Here is a 5027-nt window from a genome sequence, read left to right as displayed (position 1 = left end):
GCGCTCGGTCGGCAGCACCTTCAGCGAGACGTTGCCCACCAGCTCCTTGTCCAGCCGGTCCTTGACCTGGCGGGCGGTGACCTTGGCGCCCTTAACCCGGCCGGCCAGCGGCGAGGTGTTGATACCGATGGTCATCGAGATGGCCGGATCGTCCACCTTGATGAGCGGCAGCGGCTGCGGGTTCTCGGCGTCTGTCAAGGTCTCACCGATGGTGATTTCCTCAATGCCGGCGACGGCGACAATCTCGCCGGGTCCGGCCGATTCTGCCGGAACACGGGTCAGTCCCTTGGTGGCCAGCAGCTCGGAGATCCGAACGTTCTTCAGCTGGCCGTCCTGCCGGGCCCAGGCCACGGTCTGGCCCTTCTGCAGGGTGCCGTTGTAGATGCGCAGCAGCGCCAGGCGGCCCAGGAAGGGCGAGGCGTCCAGGTTGGTTACGTGGGCCTGCAGCACGCCGTCGGGATCATAGGACGGGGCGGGGACGTGCTCCATGATGGTGGCGAACAGCGGCTCCAGGTCCTCGTCCTCGGGCAGCGTGCCGTCGGCGGGCTGGGTCAGCGAGGCGCGACCGGCCTTGCCGGAGGCGTAGACCACGGGAACGTTGAGGACGGCATCCAAGTCCAGATCGGGGACTTCGTCGGCAAGGTCGGAGGCCAAGCCCAGCAGCAGGTCCATCGCCTCGGCAACGACGGCGTCGATGCGTGCGTCCGGACGGTCGGTCTTGTTGACCACCAGAATGACGGGGAGCTTGGCGGCCAGCGCCTTGCGCAGTACAAAACGGGTCTGCGGCAGCGGGCCCTCGGAAGCATCAACCAGCAGGACCACGCCGTCCACCATGGACAGGCCGCGCTCCACCTCGCCGCCGAAGTCGGCGTGGCCCGGGGTATCGATCACGCTGATGGTGATGGTCTCGCCCTGCGCGGCCGGGCCGGAGTAGAACACGGTGGTGTTCTTGGCCAGGATGGTAATGCCCTTTTCACGTTCCAGTTCACCGGAGTCCATGACGCGCTCTTCGGTTTCGCCGTGGCTGGAGAAGGCACCGGTGTGCTTCAGCATGGCATCCACGAGAGTGGTCTTCCCGTGGTCGACGTGGGCTACGATGGCGACGTTTCGAAGGTCGCTGCGAACGGCGCTCTGCGTCGATGCGGTGGTTTCAGACATGCGGGATTACTCTTCCGTGGATTACATGGAACCTGGGCCTAATATCGGACAGCCAGCGCCGTGCCCGGATGCGGGTAGGCACTCTATTGTAATCCGGCAGGCCACTTATGGCCTAACGGACCCCCGGCCCGGCCCAACGGTCAGGTCCCGGCCGGGCCCACATTACCGGCCGGATTCACCTCAGGCCACTTCGGGCGGCAACTCCAGGCTGGCCCCCGGAATGGCAGCCAGCAGTGCTTGCGTGTACCGCTGCTGCGGGGAGTCGAAAACGCCGTCCGTTGTGCCGGCCTCCACCACTTTGCCCTTCTCCATCACGGTGACGTGGTCGGCGATTTGCCGGACCACGGCCAGATCGTGGGTAATGAAGAGGTAGCTCAGCCCAAGGTCCCGCTGCAGCCCCGCGAGCAGGTCCAGGATCTGGGCCTGCACCAGCACGTCCAGAGCGGAAACGGCTTCGTCGCAGATCACGACCTCCGGATCCAGCGCCAGGGCGCGGGCGATGGCGACCCGTTGGCGCTGGCCGCCGGAGAGTTCATTCGGAAACCGGCGCATGGCCGACGCCGGAAGGGCGACCTGATCCAGCAGCTGCCGGACCTTCGCTTCGCGGCTCTTGCGATCGCCGATGTTGTGCACACGCAGCGGTTCTTCGATGGTCCGGAAAATGTTGTACATCGGATCCAGCGATCCGTAGGGGTCCTGGAAGATCGGCTGGACCCGCCGGCGGAAGGCAAGCAGCTCTTTGGCACCGAGCGCTGTCATGTCCACCCCGTCGAAGAGAATCTGCCCGTCGGTCGGCGACTCAAGGTTCAGGATCATTCGTGCCACGGTCGATTTGCCGGACCCCGACTCGCCGACCACGGCCATCGTCGTTCCGCGCTTGATCTTGAAGGATACGCTGTCCACCGCAGTGAAGTCGGTGGACCTTCCGAAGCCGCTGCGCAGTTTGAACACCTTGGTCAGGTCCCTGACTTCAATCACGTTGTCAGTGGATTGAGTGTCCTGCCCGGCCGGTGCCAGCAGCTCGGACGTTTCGATTCCCGCCGCTTTCGCCGACTGGATGCGCCGCGAGGCCAGGGACGGAGCAGACTCCACCAATCGCCGGGTGTAGGGATGGCGCGGATTTTGCAGGATCTGCAGGGCAGGACCCGACTCCACCACCCGTCCCTTGTACATCACCACCACCTTGCGGGCCCGCTCTGCCGCCAGCCCCAGATCGTGCGTGATCAGCAGCACCGCCGTGCCAAGATCCTGGGTCATCGTTTTCAGATGGTCCAGAATCTGGCGCTGCACCGTCACATCAAGCGCTGAGGTTGGCTCGTCGGCAATCAGCAGCCGCGGCCGGCACGACAAACCGATGGCGATCAAGGCGCGCTGGCGCATCCCGCCGGAGAATTCATGCGGGAACTGCCGGGCACGGCTTTCGGCATCGGGCAGCCCCGCTTCAGCCAGGACTTTGGCCACCGCGGCGTTATCAGACTTCAGCCCGTTCGCCCTCAGCGTCTCCCTGACCTGGAATCCGATCTTCCACACCGGATTCAGGTTCGACATGGGGTCCTGGGGCACCATCCCGATCGAACTGCCGCGCAGTTCCAGGATCCGTTTACTGCTCGCATCGGCAAGGTCTTCGCCCGCAAAGACAATCTGCCCGCCGGAGACTCTGCCGTTCTCGGGAAGCAGCCCGATGGCCGCCAGCGCAGTGGTCGACTTTCCCGATCCCGATTCGCCCACAATGGCCACTGTTTCACCGGGCATGATCGTCAGGTGGGCGTCTTTGACCGCTTCTACTTCCCCTGTGGACGTCCGAAAGGTAATGGCCAGATCCTTGATCTGCAGCAGCGGCTCGATGCTCTCGACTTCGTGGATTTGGGTCATCGCTTCCTCGCCTTCGGATCAAGAGCGTCGCGGAGGGCATCGCCAAGCATGATGAAGCTGAGCACCGTGACCGACAGCGCCAGCGCTGGCCAGAGCAGGCTGGAGGGGTTGGAACGCAGCGACACCTGGGCAGTTGAAATATCGTTGCCCCAGGACATCACGTTCGCGGGGAGCCCGATGCCCAGGAAAGACAGCGTGGCCTCGGCGACGATGAAGATGCCCAGATTCACCGTCACCACCACGATGACCGGTGCCAGCGCGTTGGGAATAACGTGCTTGACCAGAGCGGCCAACCGGGAGACGCCCAGCGACCGGGCCGCGGTGACGAAATCAGCGTTCCGCACCGAAATTACTGCGCCCCGGGTGATTCGGGCAACCTGCGGCCAGCCGAAGACCACCAACGTGATGACGACCGTCCAGACGTTGCGGTTGGCCCGGAACAGAGGAAGCTGCATGATGATGATGGCGCCCAGGATGAGCGGCAGGGCGAAGAAGACATCGCCAATCCGGGCGATCACCGCGTCCAGCCAGCCGCCGTAGAATCCGGCGATCGCGCCGAGCGTGCCGCCGATGAGCAGGGCCCCGAGCGTGGCGAAAATGCCCACCGTCAGCGATGCCTGGGTCCCGTAGATGATGCGCGAATAGACGTCGCACCCCTGCTTCGTGAACCCCAGCGGGTGCCCGGGCGCCGGTCCGCCGTCGGAATTGGCCAACAAACAGTTTTGCGCCGGCGGTGTTTGCGTGAAAAGCCCGGGGAAGAGCGCCACGGCAATGATTAACAGCAGCAGCAGCACCGATATGATGAAGAGCGGCTGGGTCCGCAGGTTGCGCCACGCTTCGGCCCACAGGCTGAGCGGCTGGACATCCTCGTCCACCTTGTCGGTCGCCTGCAAAGGCGTTTCGTCCAGCGGCGCAACGAAATGGTCAATTGCTTGATTGTCGCGTTCCAGGGGTTCTCTAGGCATAACGAATCCTCGGGTCGAGCCAGGCGTAGAGCACATCCACGAGCAGGTTGGCCAGGATGTAGACCATCACCAGGACGCTGACGATCGACACAATGGTGGGTCCCTCGCCGCGCAGCACGGACTGGTACAGGCGCTGGCCGACGCCTGGGACATTGAAGATGCCCTCGGTGACGATTGCCCCGCCCATGAGCGCGCCCAGATCGGCGCCGAGGAACGTCACCACGGGAATCATGGAGTTCCGCAGGATATGCACGACGACGACGCGCGGGCGGGACAGTCCCTTGGCCGTCGCGGTGCGCACATAGTCCGCGTTCATGTTCTCGATGATGGATGTTCGGGTCAGACGCAGCACGTAGGCCAATGACACAAGTCCCAGCACGATCGCCGGAAGTATCAAATCGGTCCAGCCCGCCTGGGCACCTACGGTGGGTCTGGCCCAACCGAGCTTGACTCCGACAAGGAACTGCAGGACGAAGCCAAGGACGAAGATCGGGATGGCGATCACGACCAGCGAGGCGACCAGTACCGTGCCGTCGAAAATCCGGCCCTTTCGCAGTCCGGCAATCAGGCCGAAAAGGATGCCGAAGACGGCTTCGAAAATCAGGGCGAGAATAGCGAGCCGGATGGTGACCGGGAAAATCTGGACCAGTACCTCCGCCACCGGCCTGCCGGAGAAGTCATTGCCGAGGTTGAAGGTGACCAGGTTCTTTAGGTAGAGCAGGTACTGGACCAGGAAAGGCTGGTCCAGGTTGTACTGGGCCCGCAGCTGCGCGGCCACCGCCGGGTTGACGGCGCGGTCGCCGAACAGTGCCTGGATGGGGTCGCCCGGAAGCGAAAAAACCAGGAAATACACCAGGAAGGTCGCGCCGAAGAACACCGGGATCATCTGCAGGAAGCGGCGGAAAATATACCAAAGCACTAGCTGCCTCCTGCTCTACGTGCCGCCATGCGCCGGGCCATCAACCCTGCCTTTCAGGCCGGAGCGAAAAAGTACGGGGCGCGGTGCGGGGCCTGGTCGCGGCCAGGCCCCAC

At 64.0% G+C, this 5027-nt stretch carries 4 protein-coding genes; all 4 read right to left on the bottom strand.

Annotation, left to right across the window (positions count from 1 at the left end; translation table 11 throughout):
* Positions 1-1158: GTP-binding protein (locus AC5RWT_RS34400; protein ID WP_494084138.1), on the bottom strand; the 1158-nt coding region annotated here is incomplete at its 3' end.
* A 180-nt stretch (positions 1159-1338) separates the two neighbouring features.
* Complete coding sequence (locus tag AC5RWT_RS34395; protein ID WP_494084137.1) at positions 1339-3030, bottom strand: dipeptide ABC transporter ATP-binding protein; 1692 nt, start codon at positions 3028-3030, stop codon at positions 1339-1341.
* Positions 3027-3995 carry an ABC transporter permease gene (locus tag AC5RWT_RS34390; protein ID WP_494084136.1) on the bottom strand — a complete coding sequence of 323 codons (969 nt, stop codon included), beginning with the start codon at positions 3993-3995 and terminating at the stop codon, positions 3027-3029. Before AC5RWT_RS34390 ends, AC5RWT_RS34395 begins: the two co-directional genes overlap by 4 nt.
* Positions 3988-4914: an ABC transporter permease gene (locus AC5RWT_RS34385; RefSeq protein ID WP_494084135.1), complete on the bottom strand. Its 927-nt coding sequence runs from the start codon at positions 4912-4914 to the stop codon at positions 3988-3990. Before AC5RWT_RS34385 ends, AC5RWT_RS34390 begins: the two co-directional genes overlap by 8 nt.
* Positions 4915-5027 lie beyond the last annotated feature (113 nt).

The organism is Arthrobacter sp. Dra40 (assembly GCF_059091905.1).
Note: the sequence above shows the minus strand (reverse complement) of the source record. Positions and strands in the feature narration are given on the sequence as shown.